Source organism: Demequina sp. (genome assembly GCF_049841215.1).
Classification (GTDB): domain Bacteria; phylum Actinomycetota; class Actinomycetes; order Actinomycetales; family Demequinaceae; genus Demequina.
In genome coordinates, this window is record NZ_JASGEO010000013.1 from 99,296 (window position 1) to 121,215 (window position 21,920).

Here is a 21,920-nt window from a genome sequence, read left to right on the forward strand (position 1 = left end):
CTACTTCTTCTTGCCCTTATCCGAGCCGTCGTCGGAGGTGGACAGCGCGGCGATGAACGCCTCTGGCGGCACCTCGACGGAGCCGATGTTCTTCATGCGCTTCTTGCCGGCCTTCTGCTTCTCGAGCAGCTTTCGCTTGCGCGAGATGTCACCGCCGTAGCACTTGGCGAGCACGTCCTTACGGATGGCGCGGATGGTCTCGCGGGCGATGATGCGCGAGCCGATCGCGGCCTGGATGGGCACCTCGAATTGCTGGCGATCGATGAGGTCCTTGAGCTTGGACACCATCGCCAGGCCGTACGAGTACGCCTTGTCCTTGTGGACGACGGCGCTGAACGCGTCCACGGTCTCGCCCTGCAGCAGGATGTCCACCTTGACGAGGTCCGCGGCCTGGTCGCCCGCGGGCTCGTAATCGAGCGAACCGTAGCCGCGCGTGCGGGACTTGAGCTGATCGAAGAAGTCGAAGACCACCTCCGCAAGGGGCAGCGTGTAGTGCATCTCCACGCGCGCCTCGCTGAGGTAGTTCATGGTGCCCATCACGCCACGGCGCTCTTGGCACAGCTCCATCACGGTGCCAATGAACTCGCTCGGTACCAGGATCGATGCTTTCACCACCGGCTCGCGAACCTCGCGAATCTTGCCGCCAGGGAACTCGGATGGGTTGGTGACCGTGATGACCTTGTTGTCCTCCATGTGGACCTCGTAGACCACGTTGGGGGCGGTCGAGATGAGATCAAGGTTGAACTCTCGCTCGAGGCGGTCGCGCACGATCTCGAGGTGCAGCAGACCAAGGTAGCCGCACCGGAAACCGAAGCCGAGCGCCACCGAGCTCTCCGGCTCGTAGACGAGCGAGGCATCATTGAGCTGTAGCTTGTCGAGGGCATCGCGCAGCACCGGGAAGTCGGAGCCGTCGAGCGGGAACAGGCCGGAATAGACCATGGGCTTGGGATCGCGATAGCCGCCAAGGCTTTGGGTTGCACGACGGCCGGCGAGCGTCACCGTGTCCCCCACCTTTGACTGGCGCACGTCCTTCACGCCGGTGATGAGGTAACCCACCTCGCCAACGCCGAGCCCCTTCGTCACCACGGGCTCTGGGCTGATGACGCCGATTTCCAACAGGTCGTGGGTGGCGAGCGTGGACATCATCGCGATCTTCTCTCGCGACTTGAGCGAGCCGTCCACCACACGCACGTACGTGACGACGCCGCGGTACGTGTCGTACACCGAGTCAAAAATCATCGCGCGGGTGGGCGCGTTCGCGTCCCCAACGGGCGCGGGGATGTCCCGAACGATGCGGTCAAGCAGCGCGCCAACGCCCTCGCCCGTCTTGCCGCTCACGCGCAACACGTCGTCAACGTCGCAGCCGATGAGCTGCGCGAGCTCGGCAGCGTACTTGTCCGGCTCGGCGGACGGAAGGTCGATCTTGTTGAGCACGGGAATGATGGTGAGGTCGTTCTCGAGAGCCAGGTACAGGTTCGCGAGCGTCTGCGCCTCGATGCCTTGAGCGGCATCCACGAGCAGCACCGCGCCCTCGCACGCGGCGAGCGAGCGCGAGACCTCGTAGGTGAAGTCCACGTGCCCTGGGGTGTCGATCATGTTGAGCGCGTGCGCCTCGCCATCGACAGCCCACGGCATGCGCACCGCTTGCGACTTGATGGTGATTCCCCGCTCACGCTCGATGTCCATGCGGTCGAGGTACTGGGCCTTCATGGCCCGCTCTTCCACCACGCCCGTGAGTTGCAGCATGCGGTCAGCAAGGGTGGACTTGCCGTGGTCGATGTGCGCAATGATGCAGAAGTTGCGGATGCGCTCCGGCGCGGTCGAGGCAGGCTCGATGCGGGGATCGTTGGGCACGGTGGTTCCTTGCGTGAAGAGGGGGCCTCTATCGTCCCATGCCGCGCGCTCGCAACGAGCAACGTAGAGTCGCACTCGTGAAGTATGTGCTGCTCGCACTCGTCGTGCTCTTCCTCCTTGGCTGGCTGCTATCCAAGCGCGCTCCCCAGAAGCGAGGGCCACAGCGCAAGCCGGCCAGGCCGTCGGGCCGCTACCCGGGCGACTTCAAGGGCAAGGTCATTCCCGTCTACTCCCCCAACCCCAACGGACGCCCGGATCCCGGTGAGATCGTGTGGACGTGGGTGCCGTTCGAGGAGGACCACTCGCAGGGCAAGGACCGTCCGGTGCTGCTGATCGGCCGCGACGGGACGTGGCTGCTTGGGCTCGCGCTCACGAGCAAGGATCACGACAATGACCGTCACAACCGCGGGCAATGGGTGGACATTGGTACCGGAGCGTGGGATCGCCAGCGTCGCCCGTCGGAGGTTCGGCTCGATAGAATTGTGAGGGTCGACGAGCGCGCGATACGCCGCGAAGGCGCGGTACTGCCTCAGGAGACGTACAACCACGTGGCTCGCTCGCTTTCGGCCCTGCATCACTGGTAGACTGTTCCCTCGTGTGCGCGCGCCGTGCGCGCGCCCGTCCAAACTTTTCCAAACAAGCATTACGAGGATTCACGTGGCAAACATCAAGTCCAAGATCAAGCGCATCGGCACCAACGAGAAGGCTCGCCAGCGCAACGTTGCTGTCAAGTCGCAGCTCAAGACGCACGTCCGCAAGGTGCGCGAGGCCATCGCCGCTGGCGACAAGGACGCCGCGCAGACCGCGCTGCAGACCGCCTCTGTCAAGCTCGACAAGGCCGCCTCGAAGGGCGTCATCCACAAGAACCAGGCCGCGAACCGCAAGTCGGCTCTCGCGAAGCAGGTTTCTGCTCTCTAGCCTTCAGAACCGCCCCGGTTGCGCACTCGCGCCGCCGGGGCGCTTTTGTGTGCGCGAGTAGATTCGAATTGTGGCGGTTAACTCCTTGCCAGCGCCACGCCTATGGCGGCTACCGCTGACCGGTAGGTACGTGGGCGCGCCCCGTCCTCGCGTGCTCGTTGGCCGCCAAGGCATCTTCACCGCGGCGCGAGAACTCGTGGCATACGAACTCCTGTTCCGCACCCCTGGCAGGGCAGGGCTGCGCATCGACCTGTGGAATCAGCGGCAACAGGATCGCGCAACGGAGCACGTCATCGCCGCCGCGCTGTGCCAAGGTCCTGAGATCGCCCCAGAGCTGCCCGTCTCGATCAACTTCACGCGCTCATACCTCGTGAGCCACGACGACCTCCAGTGTGACCCAAGCAAGGTGATCGTCGAGGTGGTCGAGAGCGCCTTCGCAGATGACGCCCTGAAGGAGCGGATGGCACGGCTGTGCGAGCAGGGCTTCCGGATAGGGCTCGACGACTTCATCGGCACCCGTTCGCAGATGGACCTGCTGGAACATGCGGAGTTTGTGAAGGTCGACTACCGCGACCTCACCGCGAGAGGGCCGGAACTCGTTGACCGCGCGCGCTCCGCTGGAGCTCAGCTCGTTGCCGAGAGAATCGAGACTCGTGAGGCGCTCGACGAGTGCTTGGCGCTTGGGTTCGACTTCTTCCAGGGCCACGCGTTTGAGCCGGCCATCCTGGTGGACAGGGGCGAGTTCGAGCCCGGCTACGTCGAGGACTTCGTGGGCGTCTAGCCTGCGAGCTCCGCGACCGTCCGCACCACCCGTTCAAGCGCGAACGCCGGCGCCCTCGAAGCACCCTTGACGTCAGCATCCGCCTGAGCCACGGCCTCTATGGCCGTGGCGAGCCGGTTGGCGTCCCACTTCACCAGATCTTTGCGGGCGCGATCCACTTGCCAGGGGGCGAGGCCAAGTTCGCGCGCGTCGAGCCCTCCCCTTCCGCGTGCAGCCCCCACCTTGACGAGGGTGCGTAACTTTGAGGCGAGCGCCGCGATGAGCGGCACGGGATCCGTTCCGGTCTCCATCGCGTGGCGCGCGAGCGACACTGCGCGCACGGCATCGCCAGCTATCGCTGCATCGGCCACGGCGTAACCCGTGGCGTTCACTCGCGTTCCGTAGTACTTGGCAACGGCGTCGTCACCGATGTTGCCATCGACGTCACTCATGAGTTGGGCCGACGCTGCGGCAAGTTCGGCGACATCGGCACCTACCGAGTCCACGAGAGCTCGCACCGCAGTGGCCGAGATGCGACGCTCCGCCCTGCTGAACTCCCCCGCGACAAACGACGCGAGGTCTGCGTCCCTCGTCACCGCGGGGCACGTGTACTCGACCCCCGAGGCCCGCACGGCGTCAAGGAGTCGCTTGCCCCTCACCCCGCCACGGTGCCTGAGGACCACCACGACGTCAGGATCGGGAGAGGCCACGTACGCGAGCGCGTCCGTGAGGAAGGCGTCCGTCATCGCCTCCACGCCGTCCACCACCACTAGGCCGGGATCGGCGAAGAGAGAAGGGCTGGTGGCGGCGAGCAGGTCCCCGTGCCGATACGCGGCCGCGTCGAGGCGCGTCACGGTTGGCGTGACCGCCTCACTGCGCTTGGCTTGCGTGATGAGCTCGATGGCACGCTCGCCGAGCACGTCTTCAGGCCCGGAGATGAGCACCACCGGTGCGGGGCGCGCGCGATGCCACGTGGGTTCCGCGGGTGCCTTCTGAGCCATGCGCCTAGCCTGCCATGTCGCTGGGACATGCCGTGGCGAGTGCAGGGCCGGGAACCACCACGATGTCTCCGCACAGATCCGTCCGCACCAGGTGCGCGGCGCGCGAGCCCCACAGCGTGAGCGCGTCCGGCGCGGGGTGGCCATACGAGTTGTCCGCACCCACGCTCACGATCGCGACGCGCGCCGTGATCATGCCGGCCAGCGCCTGTTCCTGGCGATCAGATCCGTGGTGGGGCACCTTCACCACATCGACCACCATGTCCGACACCTGCCGCGACAGCGCTACCTGGCCCTCATGCTCCAGATCGCCAAGCCCCAGAATGCTCACGCCGCCAACCTGCACGAGCGTCACGACGCTCGCATCGTTGAGCCCCGTGGATCCCTCGCCTACGGCGTCACTACCGGGCGCGAGCACCGTGATGTCCGCGTCTCCAACCGTGGCCGCCACTCCGGCGTGGACCACCTCGACGGGCACCCCTTTGGCCGCGAGCGCCAGTTCTGCGGCGGCGCGCTCTGCATGTTCCGCGGGCGAGATCCACGCGTGCGCGACCGGGATTTCGGCGAGGACCTCCGCGAGCCCACCCTCATGATCCGCGTGAGGATGCGTGATGACCAGCAGATCGATCCGTGTCACCCCGTAGCGGCGCAGGCAGTTCAGCCCGGCGCCGTCCGCTGGCCCAACGTCGACTGCAATCGCCGAGTGCGGCCCCGATCGCACGAGCATCGCATCGCCTTGCCCCACGTCACACTGCACCATTAGCCAATCGGCCGGCGGCCGCGGCTCAAGGAGCCGCGGAGCTACGGGAACCGCAAGTGCCGCGATTACTAACAGGCCTGCTACCACCGGCATTCCGAGCCGCACTCTGCGCGCAAACGTCAGCGCCACCACCGCCACAACCGCAAGGGCCGACGCTGCGGCACCCCATACCCCGGGCGGCACCGTGAGCTGTGCTCCAGGCAACGACGAGACGATTCGCGCGGCGGCGTCGACCGGCCACGCGCAATAGCCCGCGACGGTCGCGAGCGCGTGCGCGAGAGCGGGGCCGAATGGCGCCACCACGAGCGCGCACAGGCCAATCAGCGTCACCGGAGCGGCGACGATCCCCACCGCGAGATTGGCGACCACCGCCCACGGCGACACTCCCCCTCCGATGAGCGCCAGCAACGGGAGCACGGCAAGTTGGGCGGCGATACACACGGCTAGCGGGTGCGCAAACACCGGCGGGAGACTGTGCTCAAGCCGCGCCGCGAGGGCGGGCGCCCACAGGGCGATCGCCGCGACGGCCGCGACGGACATCGCGAATCCCGGTTCGCATGCGAGGCGCGGATCCATGATGGACACCACGATGACTCCCGCGCTGAGCGCCGGCAGCGCTTGCGCGGGCCGCCCCCACCACAGCGCCGCGCACACCACCGCCGCCATGGTGCCGGCCCTCACCACGGAGGGCTCCGGGAAGACGAGGCAGGTGAGTAACGCCATCGCGATTCCCACGGTCACCGCCACGATGCGCCGCGATCGCACCACGAGCCGCAGCATCGCCGTCACGGCCACCAGCACGATCGCGAAGTGCGATCCGGACACTGCCGTGAGGTGGGTGAGACCCGCCATGGCCATCTGCTCGCGTTGCTGGGGCACCATCCCCGAGTCATCGCCGATGACCATCCCGCGGGTGAGAGGTCGCAGGCGCGGCGGCAGGTCCGCCGAGGCCTCCCTGAGGCCCGCGCGCAGGTTGGCGATCATTGCGTCGAGCCCGCGTGTTGGCTCAACAGACTCCAGGCGTGGCCGCCACATCAGCCCGCCCTCGCCGTCGCCTGCAGCGAGGGTGCCCGCGAGTTCCACGCGCTGGCCCCGCACGACGGCCCGCCACGCGTCGTCTCCCCACACACTCACGCGCGCCCGCGTGTTGATGCCATCTGCGGACGTGACGGATACCTCGACGGCCCACAACCCCTCCGTTGGCCCCTCCGTGCCTGGCGCCGCATCGGTGGCGGCGATGCCAACGAGGTTCACGTGCTCACCGGCCGCGCTCGTCACGGGAGAGGCCGCCTCCACGGCATTCACCCCCGCGAGCGCGCCTCCCGCCCCCGCAATCGCGGCAAGGACCAGCGCGGGCCGCGCGGAGCGCCTCGCCCACGACACCGCGACCACCACCCCCATTGCCACGAGCGGCCACCAGCCCCACCCAAGCCACATCGCGGCGGCAGCAGCCCACGCACACACGGCCGCCGGTGCCAGCCGCGCGTCATGCGGCGTCACACTGTGGCCACGCCCTCGAGCGCACCGACGATCGCGTCCCCCACTCCCGAGACCCTGCCAAGGTCCTCGAGCGAGCGGAACGGCCCGTTCGCGTCTCTATCAGCGACGATGCGCTCCGCGAGCACCGGGCCCACGCCTGGAAGCTGCTCGAGCTGAGACGCATCCGCCTGATTGATGTTGATGAGGCCGCTCGCCGCCGCGTGCTCCGCGTCTCCCCGGTGCGGAACCAAAATCTGCTCGCCATCACTCACGCGGCGCGCGAGGTTGAGCGCGTCAAGGACCGCGTCCGCGCTCGCCCCACCGGCCGCGTCGAGAGCGTCGGCGACGCGGCTGCCTGCGGGAAGCTCCACGAGCCCCGGCTGCTCCACGGCACCGGAGACGTCGAGCACCACCACCGCGCCTTCGCCCGGCGCCGGAGACCCGCTAATGGGGGCGAGCGGTACTTCGACTCCCGCATGAGGCCTGGTAAGCCACCATCCTCCTCCCACCAAGAGCACCACACCCAGCCCTCCGGCAAGCGCTTGACGCCAGGACATGCGCACGCGCAGCCCGCGCCGCGTCTCCGGAATAGCGGAACCGTGTGCCGCCTCGTAGGCGCGCGCGGCCGCGGTAGCGAGCGAGTCTTTCCAGCGGTCGTTTGCCTCTGTCACCCGCCCGACGCTAGGGCACCAAACTCTGCCACTCGCCGTGGTGCCGGGGGTACCTGGGGACAACGGCCGTCGGGCCGCGTTCTGGGGACGCGACTAGTGAACGTCGGCCGGGAGGTCCACGACGACCACCGCGAGCGCGCCCGGACCTGCGTGGGCAGACAGCACCGCAGACACCGAGGTGCGCAGCGACATCGCGAGGTGCGGGTGGGCGAGCTCCAGGACACGCGTCGCATCGTCGGCGTAATCGGCCTCGCCGAGCGCCATCACCGCAACCGCGGGGCGAACATGCTCGCCGATGGCTTCATCAGCACACTCGACGAGCGCGGCCCTCGCACGCGCCGTGGTGCGCACGCGATCAAACAGGGCAACTTCTCCGTCCCGCACCTCGAGTAACGGACGCACGCCGAGCACCTTGCCCACGGCGGCGGTCGCAGGCGAAATCCGCCCTCCTCGGCGCAGGAACTCGAGAGAGTCCACCGTGAACATGCACAGCGACGACTGCGCAACGCGCCGCGCGGCGGCCGCTACGGCATCAGCATCCGCACCGTTGGCAGCAGTCGCCGCGGCCGCAAGGGCCGCGTAACCGGCTGCCATCCCCACCGTGCCACTGTCCACCACGGTGACAGGTATTGCGGCGGAGACGGCGGCCGTTTCGGCAGCGGAGACCGTTCCGGAGAGCTTGCCTGAGAGCACCACCGCGACCACAGCGGTGGCTCCGGCGGCGGCGGCGTCGCGGTATGCCTCTTCGAACTGGGCTGGACTTGGCTGCGATGTGCTGACGGGATCGCCTGCCACGAGGTGTGCGAGCACCTCGTTTGGGGAGATCTCAGCACCTTCGGCAAAGGAGGAGCCGTTGACGACGATCTGCAGCGGAATCACGCGAATGTGCCAGCGCTCCGCGAGTTCCGCCGGGAGGGAGGAGGCGGAGTCGGTGACAACGGCGACCGTCGGCGTCATGGCGCAACGCTAGTGACGGTGGCGCTGGTGGCGCAATTGGGGGGCACCACCCGGCACGCTAGAGCCGACCACGCTGCCACCCAATTACACGGGGACGATGTTGACGAGCCCTGGCGCCCGCACGATCACGGTACGGATCTCGGCGCCGTCGAGTGCGCGCACCACTGTGGGTTCGGTCAATGCCAGTTCACGCAGCGTCGCTTCGTCGATCGACGGTGGCACGTCGAGTCGCGCCCGGACCTTGCCGCGCACCTGCACCACGCACGTCACGGTCTCCTGAACCAGCAAGGACTCGTCCACCGCGGGGTAGCCGGCGAGTGCGACGTTGTCGTGTCCAAGCATCGACCACATGTCTTCGGCGCAGTAGGGGGCAAAGAGACTCAGCAGGATCGCCACGGCCTCTGCGGCTTCGCGCACCGCGGGGTCAGCGGGCCCGGCTCCGGTGTCGATGACCTTGCGGGTGGCGTTCACGAGTTCCATGACGCGCGCTACCACCACGTTGAAGCGGAAGCCCTCTACCAGGTCGATGCAATCGGCGAGCGTGCGGTGGGTGACCGCGCGCAACTTCGCGTCGCCCGAGTCGGCACTCACCCCGGGCGCAGAGGTCACGTCTCGAGCGAGCCGCCACGCGCGGGCAAGAAACTTGGCGGAACCGGCGGGCGAGACGTCCGCCCAGTCGATGTCATCCTCTGGCGGGCCAGCGAAGGACATAGTGAGGCGCACGGCGTCCACGCCAAACTCGTCGAGCTGTTCGCTGAGGCGCACAAGGTTGCCGCGGCTCTTTGACATCGCGGAGCCGTCCATGTGCACCATGCCCTGGTTGAGCAGGGCGCTGAAGGGTTCTTCGAAGTCGACGAGGCCCATGTCGTGCAGGGCCTTGGTGAAGAAGCGCGCATAAAGCAGGTGCAGGATAGCGTGGGTAACGCCGCCAACGTACTGGTCGATGGGCGCCCACTTCTTGGCTTCCATGACGTCGAACGGGCCGTCGGTCTTGGAGGGCGAGAGGTAGCGCAAGAAGTACCAGGACGAGTCGACGAACGTGTCCATCGTGTCCGTGTCCCTCAGCGCGGGACCGCCGCACGTGGGGCACGTGGTGTTGACCCAGTCGGTGGCGGCGGCGAGCGGCGACTGCCCCTTGGGCTTGAGGTCAAGGCCCTCGGTTGGCGGCAGCAGCACGGGGAGCTGCTCGTCGGGGACGGGTACCTCGCCGTGGGTCTCGCAGTGGATGATCGGGATGGGCGTTCCCCAGTAGCGCTGCCGGGAAATGAGCCAATCGCGCAGACGGAAGTTCACTGCAGAGGCGCCAAAGCCGTCGGCCTCGAGGCGCGCGACGATCGCGGCAATCGCGTCCGCCTTGGTGAGTCCGTCAAGGGGACCCGAGTTGATGAGCACCCCGTCGCCAACGAGCGCGACCCCCGTCTGGGCGGGATCGCCGAGCTCCTCGCCGTTCTCGCCGCGCACGTCAAGCACGGGAAGCACCTTCAGCCCCATGGCCAGCGCGAAGTCGAGGTCGCGCTGGTCGTGGGCGGGCACCGCCATGATCGCGCCGTGGCCGTAGTCGGCAAGCACGTAGTCGGATGCCCAGATCGGCAGCCGTTCGCCGTTCACCGGGTTGATCGCGTAGCGCTCGAGGAACACGCCCGTCTTTGGCCGGTCCGTTGACAGGCGCTCGATCTCGTTGGATGCCTTGACGCGCTCTACGTACGCGTCGAACTCAGCCCGCACAGCGTCGGGCGCTGTGGCGGCGAGTTCGGCGGCAAGGTCGCTATCGGCTGCCACCACGAAGAAGGTGGCGCCATACAGCGTGTCGGGCCGCGTCGTGTAGATGTCGACGGGCTCGTCGCGGCCCTCAATCCGGAACGCAACGTCCGCACCGCGAGAGCGGCCAATCCAGTTCTTCTGCATCGCGATGACCTTGGAGGGCCACGTCGCCTGCAGGGTGTCGAGGTCATCAAGCAGACGGTCGGCGTAGTCCGTGACCTTGAAGTACCACTGGGTGAGCTTCTTCTTGGTGACGGGGGTGTCGCAGCGCTCGCACAGCCCGCCCACCACCTGCTCGTTGGCGAGCACGGTCTGGTCCTTGGGACACCAGTTCACGAGCGATGGCTTGCGATAGGCCAGTCCGCGCTCAAAGAGCCTTGTAAACAGCCACTGATTCCACTGGTAGTAGTCGGGACGGTGGGTCGCGAGCACGCGATCCCAGTCAAAGCTGCATGCGTAGCGCTCCATCGAGGCGCGCTGCTGGGCGATGTTGTCCTCGGTCCACCCCGCGGGATCGATGCCGCGCTTGATGGCCGCGTTCTCCGCGGGAAGGCCAAAGCTGTCCCAGCCGATGGGGTGCAGCACGTTGTAGCCGCGCTGCGTCCAATAGCGCGCGATCACGTCGCCGAGCGCATACGCCTCCGCGTGACCCATGTGGAGGTCACCCGAGGGGTAGGGGAACATGTCGAGCACGTACTTGGTTGGCCTGCCGTCGCCTTCGCGCCCTGACTTGAAGGGCTGTGTCTCGCGCCAGACGGGAAGCCATCGGTCTTCGAGCGCGCGGAAGTCGTAGCGGTCTTGCGTGGAAACAGGCTGGGAAGTCACCCCGACATTCTAGTGAGCGCGCGGCGCCTCAGTTGCGGGCCGTAGCACCAGCGGTGCACGTTCCCCTCGCGCTGTGAACCGGCGCGGCGTAGCGTTAAGCCGAATCCGCGTTGGGGCGCGGTTCTGAGGGAGAGATCATGAACGTCCGGTTGCGCGCACGCGCCACTACTGTCCTCGCGCTCGCGGCACTGATTCTTTCGGCCGCGCTGGTCGCTGTCGATGCTCAACAGGCGGCCGCCAAGAACCCGGTGTACGCAATATCAGGAACGGTCACGATCCCCCTCGACGCTCCAGCCGGGGCGCTCGCTGGCGTGCGCGTGGAAGCCGTACGTAGCGACGGCGGCACCGACGGGCCCGGGGCCAACTCAGCGTTCGTGACACCTGATTCCGTGACGGGCGCCTACTCGATCGCCGGCCTCAACCCCGGTGAGTATCGCGTTCGCTTCTACCCCGCGTCATACGAGACCGGAACCGGTCCCGCGGTCCCCGACTTCGCCACGGAGTACTACGCCGCCGCGTACAAGGACAGCGACTTCACGCCGGTCGACATCTCCTACGGGGACGCGACCGGAATCGACGCGACGCTTGAATGGAATGGTTCCATCGCGGGAACGGTGACTCTTGCCCCGTCGGTGCCCGCCGAGGACATGAAGGGTGTGCGCGTCTTCGCCACAAGCGAGGTGGGCGTCACCCGGTCCGCCGCCGCGGACCCGCTCACGGGCGCGTACGTCATCACCGGTCTGCACCCTGGGGTGTACAGCATCTACTTCGACGGTGTCGCGTACGCCGGCACTGGCGGCACCATGCACCCGGTGTTCGCGTCCGAGGTTTACGACAACGTGTACAGCGCCACCCAGGGAAAGACCGTGACGGTTGCATCGCACGCGGCCGTGACCGGCATTAACGCGACGCTCGACACGATGCTGCACTTCACCACCACGGCCACTCCAAAGATCACGTGGCTCGCTCTCAACGCCGGCTCGACGCTGGGCTCGAGCACGGGCAGCTGGGGGCCCAAGACGAGCGCCTTCAAGGTCACCTATCAGTGGAAGCGCAACGGATTAGCTATCTCCAAGGCCACCAAGTCCACCTATGTCATCCAAGAGGCGGACCGCGGCACCAAGATCACCCTCACCATTACCGCCTCGGACACCAACACCACTCCGGTGGCAAAGACGTCCGCTGCCCTCGCCATCCCCAAGGTCTTCACCAAGACGGTGACGCCAACCATCAGCGGAACACTGCGCTCTGGACACACGCTGACGGCCATTCGCGGCACGTGGTCCCCTACGGCCAGCTACAGCTACCAGTGGTACCGCAGCGGCACCAAGATCACGGGCGCTACGGCCAAGACCTACAAGCTCTCGAGCAAGGACAAGGGCAAGAAAATCACCGTCAAGGTGACGGGAAAGCGCACCGGCTATTTGACCGTCACCAGAACCAGCCCCTCCAAAACCGTCGCAAAGTAACCAAACCACCCCAGCGTCGGGCCGTATGGTGCCAACTTGCTCACACCACGGCTGATGACAGGCAACTGTGAACGCGCCCAGCCAATAGCGTTACCCCTGGAAGGTTGGGGGTTTCTATGAGCGGGCCGCGACGCGGGAAAGCGCTCCACAGGGCAATCACCGCCGCGCTCGCTATCGCGGCGCTCGTTGTGGCGCCCGCAGCATTCGCGGACTCGGACAAGGGCACCATCTCAGGCACCGTCTCGCTCGACCCCGCCATCAAGGACGGCTCTCTCGACGGGCTTTTCGTGACGGTTGAGTCCACGGACACCTACCGCGTGGTGCAGATCGATGATGACGACGGCACCTACGAGATCAAGAACCTTCCCAACGGCGCCTACACCGTGATGTTTGGCGCGAACGCCGGCCTTGGTGGTGACGCGTCGTTGCTTCCCGAGTACTACGACGATGTCTATTCGGAAGCGGCCGCGACGCCCGTGGTGGTGGTCGGCGGGCACGTCGAGGGAATCGACGCGCAACTGAGCCGCGTGGGCCACTTCACGTCCGCGCCCAAGCCAAAGATCACGTACAGCGCGCTCACCGCTGGCTCCAAGCTGGGTTCCTCAACCGGCACCTGGGTGCCCGTGAAGCCCACCTTCAAGTACCAGTGGAAGCGCAGCGGGGCGGCAATATCGGGAGCGACCAAGTCCACCTACGTGGTGACGGCGGCAGATAGGGGCAAGACCCTCACGCTCACGGTCACGGCAACCGCAACGGGCTACACGAGCAAGTCCACGACCTCAGCGGGTGTCTACATCCCCAAGGTTTTCTCGAAGGCCCCAACACCCACCATCTCGGGAACGGCCACGAGCGGAAAGACCCTCACCGCCAAGGTGGGCACCTGGTCACCAAAGCCTGCGCTGAGCTACCAGTGGTACCGCAGCGGAACCAAGATCTCGGGTGCCACGAAGGCCACCTACAAGCTCACCAGCAAGGACAAGGGCAAGAAGATCACGGTCAAGGTCACGGGAAAGAAGTCCGGCTACCTGACGGTGACCAAGACAAGCCCCAGCAGGAGCGTCGCGAAGTAACTCTTGCGCGTTGTGCCAGCCAGTCTCACGGGGGTCTCAATTTGCGCCTGCGCAGGACGCCAACCGCATCCAAACCGTAGCCTTGGCTCAACGGCGCATGGAGGGTGCGCCCCTTCGCTGAGGAGTCCCCGCATGGCAGGCGCGGCGCTTCATACTGTTCGCATGCGCGCGGCCGCGGCTGCCGCGATAACTGTCCTCGCTCTTGGCGCGATCGCCCTTGCAGCGCCGCCAGCGCGCGCAGACGGCGAACACAGCCTCTCCGGCACGGTGTTCCTGCCCGGCGGGCAGACCTCCCATTGGTTGAGCGGCATCTCGGTAACGGCCGACGGCCCGGTCACCGTCACGGTTCCCGTTGACCCAGTGGTGGGTACCTTTGCTATCCCCTCGTTGCCTCAAGGCGACTACACGCTCAAAGCCTCTGGGAGCGTCTTCACCCAGGCCGGCAACACGTACATCGTGAACGTCGTGCCCGAGTTCTTTGGCGGCAGCTACACCGTTGCCGACACCATCTCGCTCAGCGACGAGGACCTCACTGGCCTCGACATCTTCCTCGACAGGGGCGGGATCCTGCGCGGAGACGCCGTGCTGCCAGGCGGCTGGGCCTCGTCCATGTATGAAGGAGTCCTCGTCACCGCCGACGGCCCCGCCGGAGCCTCGTACACCACCACACCGGGCGCGGACGGCAGTTTCTTCCTCTTTGGCTTGGCACCCGGCGACTATTTGCTGCGAGCGGAGCCGCAGGAATACGGCGGCAATCCCGCCCCCGCATTGGTGACGACGTATTACCCGGAGAGCTACGAACACGCTTCACCCCTGTGGATTCCCGCGGCGACCAGCGACGCCGGCCAGTACTGGACGTTCGCGCTGCCCGAGTCGCACACCATCTCCGGCACCGTCGACGTTGAGGGCGACCATGCGCACGAACTCCTAAGCGGCGTGGTTGTCACGGCGCACGCCGGGCAGTACGAGGAGTCCCCGTGGACCACAGTTGATCCGGACACCGGCGAATGGTCCATCACGGGACTGCCTGGCTTGTCCTATCAAGTGGAATTCTCTGGGCCGCTGCTCATCACGCAGTGGTACAACGACGCCCCTGACCAAGACTCCTCCACGCTCGTCGAGCCCTGGGTAAGCGACGTCACCGGCATCGACGCCTCCATGGTGCGCACCCGCTCCATCTCGGGTGAGGTAGTGCTTCCCGGTGGCGCGAGCGAAGACTGGTACCAGGGCATTCGCGTGCGCCTGATGACGCTCGACGGAATCGAGGTGGCGAGCTCTGGCGTCGGCACCGTCAATCACACCTTCACTCTCGATGACCTCACACCGGGCACCTACAAGGTGCGATTCGACGTACAGCCGTACTGGGACTACGAGAACGACGAGTTGGTACAGCCCAACCTGCTCAGCGAGTGGTTCGATGACGCGGCCTCGCTCGCCACCGCTACGGTCGTCGACATCTCAAGCGGCAGCCAGGACCACATCGACGCAACGCTTGCGAGCGGACTCACCATAGGCGGCACGGTGACGTACCCCGCGGGCACGTCGGCGGAGGTCAAGGGCGCTGCCTTCGTCTACACGGAGGTGGAAGACGACTACCGGTACGGGGTCTTCGACGTTGACTCCGGGACGTACGCCATCACGGGCCTTCGCCCTGGTACCTACGAGCTGCACTTTGGCGATAACGGTGTGTTCGACCCCGAGACCGCGGACTACCTGCCTACCGGCCTGTTCCCGTGGGTGGTGGGCGCTACGGAATACTCGCCCATCGCGGAGGTGACCGTCACGAGTTCCGACGCCACCCTCAACGTGGAGTACCGCCAGGGCGCGCGGATTCGGGGCCACGTCAGCCTTGACCCCCTCGCACCAAGCACCTGGATGTCTGGCGTCTACGTAGAGATCAACGGTGACAACGGCTACGCGAAGGTGCGGCCCAACCCCACCACCGGAGACTTCGCGACCGCGCCGCTTCCCCCTGGCGAGTACCGAGTCTCTTTCGACTCCGAGCCAGTCGCGATCGAAGAGCCTCCCGGCTACGTGTGGCCCAACCTTGTACCCGAGTACTACGACGACTCTCCCTTCCCAGACAACGCCGCCACGGTGACGCTCGGCACCACCGATGCCACCGGTATCGACGCACAGTTGGCGCTTGGGCGCGCCATCAGCGGCCGCATCACCATTCCCAGCAGCCTTCCGGAACAGGCTTACGAAGGCATCACCGCCTACGCCACGGACGCGGAGGGCAACTCGTGGAGTGCACACGTTGGCCCGAGCGGGGAGTACGGCTTCCGTGGGCTTGCGTCCGGCGCGTACATCCTTCACTTCGCCGCTGGCGACTACTTCAACGGCTTCGAGGACGTCCCCACGGGGCTCATCAGCGAGTACTACAACGACGCCACCACGCTCGCGGACGCCGATCCCGTGGACGTCACCGCCGGCGATGCACCACACGTCGACGCCACGCTCGAGCTTGGCGGATGGATCTCGGGCCACATCACGCTCCCGCTCGGCGCCGATCCCGACTGGTATGGCGGCATTGCCGTGAGTGCACGCCAAGACTCTCGCGTGGTCTACGGCACGGTGAACAGTTCCGGGGATTACCAGATCACCGGCCTCCCCGTTGGCGATTGGCTCGTGGAGTTCGCGGTTGGCGAGTACTACGACGACGACACGCACACTGTCGAGACCCCCAATCTCGCCTCGATCTACTACCCCAACGCCACGAGCGCAGGCAGCGCCACGTTGGTCACATCCACCGCATCAGGGGCAACCGGCAAGAACGTCACCATGCCAAGCGGCGGTCAGACCTTCACCTCGATGCCAACCCCCACGATCGGCGGCTCCGCGGCGTACGGCAACACCCTCACCGCCACCCCAGGAACGTGGTTGCCGGAACCAGACGGCATCGAGTTCCAGTGGAACCGCGACGGCGCGCCCATCTCCGGCGCCACCAACTGGCTGTACATGATCGGCGACGCGGACCTCGGCCACGTCCTCACGGTCACCGTCACGGCGCGCCGCATCGGGTTCGTCACCCAATCGCAGACCTCTGGCGGAGTGAGCGTGGCGCCGGCCTCGCCCTTCTCCTTGGCGCCCTTGCCCACCATCAGTGGAAGTAAATACAAGGGTGCCGTGCTGACCGCCAAGCCGGGTTCGTGGATCCCCACCCCGTCCGCCTTCGCGTACCAGTGGTACCGCAACGGCTCGCTGATTTCCGGGGCCACCAAGTCCACCTACACGCTCACGGCGTCCGACGCTTCCAAGACCATCACGGTTAAGGTCACCAGTTCTCTGGGCGGCTATGTATCGACCGCGCGCACCTCCGCCGGATCGGCGATGCCCAAGTTCTTCACTTCCACCCCAACCCCCACCGTCAGCGGCACCCTCAAATCTGGATACACGCTCACGGCGAAGGTCGGCACCTGGGCGCCCAAAGCGTCGGGCCTCAAATACCAGTGGTACCGCAACGGCGTGGCAATCTCGAAGGCCACCAAGACCACGTACAAGCTGACGACGAGCGATCGCGGAAAGACCATTACGTTCAGGGTGACGGGTTCGCTGAGCGGGTATGGAACCACACCTGTGACGTCGGCGGGCAAGTACGTTCCCAAAGTCTTCACCACCGTGCCTACGCCAACGATCAGCGGCACACTCAAGTCGGGATCCACGCTCACGGCTAAGGCGGGGACGTGGAAGCCAACGCCGACGAAGCTGACGTATCAGTGGTACCGCAACGGGGTGGCGATCAAGAGCGCGACCAAGAGCACCTACAGACTCACCTCGAGCGATAAGGGCAAGAAGGTCACGGTCAAGGTCACGGCGACCCTCAGCGGGTATCTCACGGCGTCCAAGACAAGTTCCGCAAAGACAGTCGCCAAGTAGCGCTACCGTAACGCCTTACGCCGCGATTACCAGGTAGTCTGGCGGCACATCACGTACTCCAGCTGAGGGAAATACGCCTTGAGACTTCGCCGCGCCCGCCTGTCCACCGCCGTTGCCACCATCGTTGCCCTACTCGTGGGGGCGGTCGTGGTCGCTCCAGCGCAGGCCGTAGAGACCCGCACCATTAGTGGCACCATTTCGTGGCCCGCTGACCTCAGCGCCGAGTGGCAGGGACGGCTCTCCGTGGCGGCCCAATCCACCACCGGCGGCGGCACCGTCGCGATCGGAAGCGTCAGCAAGACCACCGGCGCGTACAGCCTCTCGGTTCCTGCGGGCGTCTACGACATCTCCTTCGGCGTCTACGGATATGAGGACGCCAACCACGTCATCCAGTTCTCGAACATCATCAACGAGTACTACAACGACGTGAAGCTGACGTCGAACGGTGCCACTCACGTGGATGTCACGACGGCGAGCAAGTCCAACATCAACGCGACCCTTGAGTACGGCTACTCAATCTCCGGCAAGGTTACGGTGCCCGCGGGAGTTCCCGCCCAGTGGTACCGCGGCGTCAGCGTGGAGGCGTTCGGAAACGGCGTCAACGGCGTGAGTGGATGGGTCAATCCGGACGGCACCTACGTGATTCGCGGCCTCATTCCCGGCTCGTACACCCTCAACGCGCTGGTTCGCCCCTATTGGAACGACGCAGGCACGGCCACCGTGGAAGTCCCACTCGTTGGCGAGTACTACGTCAATTCGCGCACCGCAGACAAGGCCACCCGCGTCACCGTCAACGGCAATGTCACGGGAAAGAACTTTGCCCTTGATCGCGCGTTCACGATGTCTGGCACGGTGAGCATTCCTGCGGGTGCTGACACTGCGCAGCTCAAGGCGATTCAGGTCTACGCCACGGACGGCGGTGAGAAGTACGGATACGGAACGGTTGATCCCGCCACCGGAAAGTGGACCATCAAGAACCTTCCGCCGGCCTCGTACACGGTTAGGTTTGGCGCGAGTTCCACGTACTGGGATGACGCAACCGCTACCCGCAAACCGGCGAACCTCATCACGGAGTACTACAACAACTCCGTGACGGAGTCCGGCGCCACCAAGGTCACCATCTCCACCGCGAACCGCACGGGCATCAACGCCACCTTGGCGCTAGGCGGCGAGATCACGGGCGGCGTCATCCTGCCCCCGGATGCGCCCCAGAAGTGGCTCCACGGAGTCCAGGTCTACGCGATTCCTAGCAGCGGTGATCGCATCCTCGGAACCGTCGATCGCACCACGGGCTCGTACCGCATCGGGCAGCTCCCCGCCGGAACGTATCGGGTGCTGTTCTCCGTGGCGAGCATGGTCTCGTACAACGGAGAGACGTTCTCCCCCGCAATGGCTAGCGAGTATTGGAGCAACGCGCGGACTCTCGATACGGCCAAGGCCGTCACCGTGGCTTCGGGCAAGACGGTGACGGGAATTCACGCGGCGCTGGAGCCGATCATCACCGATGCCCCTTCGCCCACCGTGCAGTGGTACGAAGGCACCGCTGGCCTCAAGGCGAACATCGCGGCATGGACCCCAGCGCCCACCACCCGCACGTTCCAGTGGCTCCGAGATGGCGTCGCCATTCCTGGCGCCACGTCAGACATCTACATGCTCAAGGACTCCGACCGCGGCCACCTCTTCGCGGTGCGTGCCACCGGGGTGCTCGAGGGCTACGCGGACACGGTGCGCACCTCAAGCAGCTACCGGATTCCGGAGTTGACCTTCACCACCACGCCCACTCCAACAGTCTCAGGTACCGGCAAAGCGGGATACACCCTGACCGCAAAGCCCGGCACGTGGGCGCCCAGCGCCACGCTGTCGTACCAGTGGTACCGCAGCGGAGCTAAGATCTCCGGCGCCACCAAATCCACGTACACGCTCACCACGAGCGATCGCGGCAAGACGATCACGGTGAAGGTCACGGGAAAGCGCACCGGGTACACGAGCGTAACCACCACGTCCGCAGGCAAGGCGATCCCCAAGGTCTTCACCACGGTCACGCCCCGCATCACCGGCACGCCTCGCTCGGGTCACACGCTCACGGTGGTGCGCGGCAGCTGGACGCCCACACCGTCGTACACCTACCAGTGGTTCCGCAATGGTGTGGCGATCACCGGCGCCACCGCAAAGACGTACAAGCTCACAAGCAAGGACAAGGGCAAGAAGATCACCGCCCGCGTGTACGGCAAGAAGTCCGGTTACCTCACCACGTACCGAACAAGCGCAGCAAAGACGATCGCCAAGTAGTCGCCCTTCCGCCCAGTCTCACCCTGGTCTCAACTTCCTTGGGGTTACGCCCGACGCTCCCCTAGCGTCATGCGTATATCGCGCCTGCGCGCGGGCTGAGGGAGGACAACATGGGGCGGCGCCTCACGTCATTGCTGGTGCTGGTGGGTTTGGCGACGGGTTTGGGGCTTGCCTCTGCGACGCCAGCCAACGCGGACACGTACACGATCTCGGGGGCGATTAGCCTCCCTGCGGGCGCTCCCGAGGCGTGGGAGGACCAGATCTACGTTTCCATCGGAGGCGATACGAGCTTCACCGTCAAGGCGGATGCTTCGAACGGCAAGTTCTCTTTCACCGGCCTGGAGGACGGCTGGTACGACCTCAAGGCCTACGCCTATCCTCCCGGCGGAAACGGCGAGGTGCCCAACCTCGTCACCGAGTACTACGGGGGCTCGTACCTTTGGGAAGACCGCACCACCATCACGATCAATGGTGCGAGCGCGACGGGGAACAACATCGACCTCGATTTTGGGGCGATCTTGCGCGGTCAGCTATACCCCCACAGCTCGCTCACCATGGCCGACATGCAGGGCGTCCAGGTGACCGCGACGGGTCCGAGCGGCGTGACATACCGTGCCACGGGAAATGGCACAACCGGCATGTACGCCATCACGGGCATGATCCCGGGCGCGTACACGCTGCGGGTGGACGCCACGAGTTACAGCGGCGCGGGAGGGGGTTCGGTGACACCCAACGTCGCGTCGGTTTACGACGGCCCGTGGTTCGACGTCCCGAGCACGTACAACCTCGCCGCCACGTCCGGTAGCAGCAGTTACACCCGAAACCTCGTGCCGTATGAGGCGTTCACCGCCTCTGGAACCGTGTCCCTCGAGGAGGGGGCCGACCCAGCATTACTGGGAGGCGTCAAGGTCACGTTCACGAGCGAGTACCACTCCACTGGACCCTCGGCCACGGTGGACCCCGTCACGGGCGCGTGGTCCCTTCCGGGCCTGCCTCGCGTAACGTACTACGGGGCGCGAGCGAGCGGGCTAGGCCTGGTGCCCAAGACATACCCCGTATCACTCACCTACCCGTCGAGCGATCTAGACCTTGGCATGATCACCCTTGCTGCGGGCCGCACCGTCTCAGGCACCGTGACCCTCAACGGAGTGACTCCCACAGAGGAAGACCCCATCCCCACATACGTGCAGTTCGCGAGCCCGGGATATACGTCTCCCGCAATTCTCGTGGATGAGGACACGCGAACGTACACATCAGAGGGACTTCCCCCAGGCACCTACACGGCCCGCTTCTGGGGTCCGTACCCCGTGGTGGTCGCGGAGGAGTACTACAACGACGTCTACGACGTGGCCGACGCCACCCCCATCGTGGTCACCGCCGATGCCGACATCACAGGCATCAACGCCGAGCTGAGCCCTGTCCGCCACTTCACGGCAACGCCCACGCCCACGTTCACGGGAACCAAGGGCCTGGGGAACACGCTCACGGTCTCCAAGGGCACGTGGAAGAGCACCCCCGAGGCCTTCAGTTACCAGTGGTACCGCAACGGCTCGGCGATCTCCGGCGCCACCAAGAGCACCTACAAGCTGACGTCCTCCGACTCGACCAAAAAGATCAGCGTCAAGGTGACAGGGTCCAAGCCCACCTACACGTCGGTGTCCAAGACGTCCGCTCAGGTGACGATGCCCAAGTTCTTCACCAAGGCGCCAACCCCCGCCATCAGCGGCACTCTGCGCTCTGGGCACACGCTCACCGCGAAGGCCGGCACCTGGTCTCCCTCCGCAAGCCTCAGTTACCAGTGGTACCGCAATGGGGTGGCGATCTCCAAGGCGACCAAGAGCACCTACAAGTTGACGTCAACCGACAAGGGCAAAAAGATTCAGGTGCGCGTGCGCGCTGCCAAGTCCGGTTACGGAACGGACTACAAGTACAGCTCCGCGAAGACGGTCTACCTCGAGTTCTCCAAGGCGCCAACGCCTACCATCAGCGGCACAGCGAAGGCGGGCTCCACACTCACCGCGAAGGCTGGAACCTGGTCACCGACGGCGACACTGAGTTACCAGTGGTATCGCAACGGCGTCAGGATCTCCGGCGCCACCAAGGCCACCTACAAGCTCACGTCGAGCGACAAGGGCAAGAAAATCTCGGTCAATGTCGCGGGAAAGAAGTCTGGGTACTACACGATCGTGAAGTCCAGCGCGAGCAAAACCGTCGCTAAGTAACCCACCCA

At 65.8% G+C, this 21,920-nt stretch carries 14 protein-coding genes; 8 read left to right on the forward strand and 6 right to left on the reverse strand.

Translation table 11 applies throughout. The features are described 5' to 3' along the window. Entirely contained in the window at positions 1–1,854 is a 1,854-nt protein-coding gene (lepA, locus tag QM618_RS06420; RefSeq protein ID WP_428095868.1) for a translation elongation factor 4, read from the reverse strand. A 77-nt stretch (positions 1,855–1,931) separates the two neighbouring features. On the opposite strand from lepA, the gene QM618_RS06425 reads away from it, so the two are divergent. From QM618_RS06425 to QM618_RS06435, 3 genes are all read left to right on the forward strand, one after another. Next, entirely contained in the window at positions 1,932–2,438 is a 507-nt protein-coding gene (locus tag QM618_RS06425) for a type II toxin-antitoxin system PemK/MazF family toxin (protein WP_428095871.1), read from the forward strand. A gap of 73 nt (positions 2,439–2,511) precedes the next feature. Beyond that, complete coding sequence (gene rpsT / locus QM618_RS06430; protein WP_428095873.1) at positions 2,512–2,772, forward strand: 30S ribosomal protein S20; 261 nt, start codon at positions 2,512–2,514, stop codon at positions 2,770–2,772. Between the two features lie 130 nt (positions 2,773–2,902). Next, the gene (locus QM618_RS06435) at positions 2,903–3,553 is read left to right on the forward strand and encodes an EAL domain-containing protein (protein ID WP_428095876.1); all 651 of its coding nucleotides are present in this window, start codon (positions 2,903–2,905) and stop codon (positions 3,551–3,553) included. Here the strand turns inward: QM618_RS06435 and holA are convergent. The 5 genes from holA to leuS form a co-directional block, all read right to left on the reverse strand. Continuing rightward, positions 3,550–4,533 (reverse strand): DNA polymerase III subunit delta, encoded by a 984-nt coding sequence (gene holA / locus QM618_RS06440; protein ID WP_428095878.1) that lies wholly within the window; start codon positions 4,531–4,533, stop codon positions 3,550–3,552. The genes QM618_RS06435 and holA overlap by 4 nt on opposite strands. A gap of 4 nt (positions 4,534–4,537) precedes the next feature. Further along, positions 4,538–6,790 (reverse strand): ComEC/Rec2 family competence protein, encoded by a 2,253-nt coding sequence (locus tag QM618_RS06445; protein ID WP_428095881.1) that lies wholly within the window; start codon positions 6,788–6,790, stop codon positions 4,538–4,540. Next, complete coding sequence (locus QM618_RS06450; protein WP_428095883.1) at positions 6,787–7,440, reverse strand: ComEA family DNA-binding protein; 654 nt, start codon at positions 7,438–7,440, stop codon at positions 6,787–6,789. The genes QM618_RS06445 and QM618_RS06450 overlap by 4 nt, the downstream gene beginning before the upstream one ends. A gap of 93 nt (positions 7,441–7,533) precedes the next feature. Next, a complete protein-coding gene (locus QM618_RS06455; protein WP_428095885.1) occupies positions 7,534–8,397 on the reverse strand; it encodes a DegV family protein in 864 nt (287 codons plus the stop codon). 84 nt (positions 8,398–8,481) lie between these two features. Further along, a complete protein-coding gene (gene leuS / locus QM618_RS06460; protein WP_428095887.1) occupies positions 8,482–10,983 on the reverse strand; it encodes a leucine--tRNA ligase in 2,502 nt (833 codons plus the stop codon). 137 nt (positions 10,984–11,120) lie between these two features. On the opposite strand from leuS, the gene QM618_RS06465 reads away from it, so the two are divergent. The 5 genes from QM618_RS06465 (at position 11,121) to QM618_RS06485 (ending at position 21,912) form a co-directional block, all read left to right on the forward strand. Next, positions 11,121–12,452, forward strand: coding sequence for a hypothetical protein (locus QM618_RS06465; protein WP_428095889.1), 1,332 nt, complete (start codon positions 11,121–11,123; stop codon positions 12,450–12,452). A 116-nt stretch (positions 12,453–12,568) separates the two neighbouring features. Then, positions 12,569–13,522, forward strand: coding sequence for a hypothetical protein (locus QM618_RS06470; RefSeq protein WP_428095891.1), 954 nt, complete (start codon positions 12,569–12,571; stop codon positions 13,520–13,522). Between the two features lie 162 nt (positions 13,523–13,684). Continuing rightward, positions 13,685–17,401, forward strand: a complete 3,717-nt coding sequence (locus QM618_RS06475; protein WP_428095893.1) for a hypothetical protein — start codon at positions 13,685–13,687, stop codon at positions 17,399–17,401. Positions 17,402–17,479: 78 nt separating this feature from the next. Then, positions 17,480–19,690, forward strand: coding sequence for a hypothetical protein (locus QM618_RS06480; RefSeq protein WP_428095895.1), 2,211 nt, complete (start codon positions 17,480–17,482; stop codon positions 19,688–19,690). A 110-nt stretch (positions 19,691–19,800) separates the two neighbouring features. Then, complete coding sequence (locus QM618_RS06485) at positions 19,801–21,912, forward strand: hypothetical protein (RefSeq protein ID WP_428095897.1); 2,112 nt, start codon at positions 19,801–19,803, stop codon at positions 21,910–21,912. Positions 21,913–21,920: the final 8 nt, after the last annotated feature.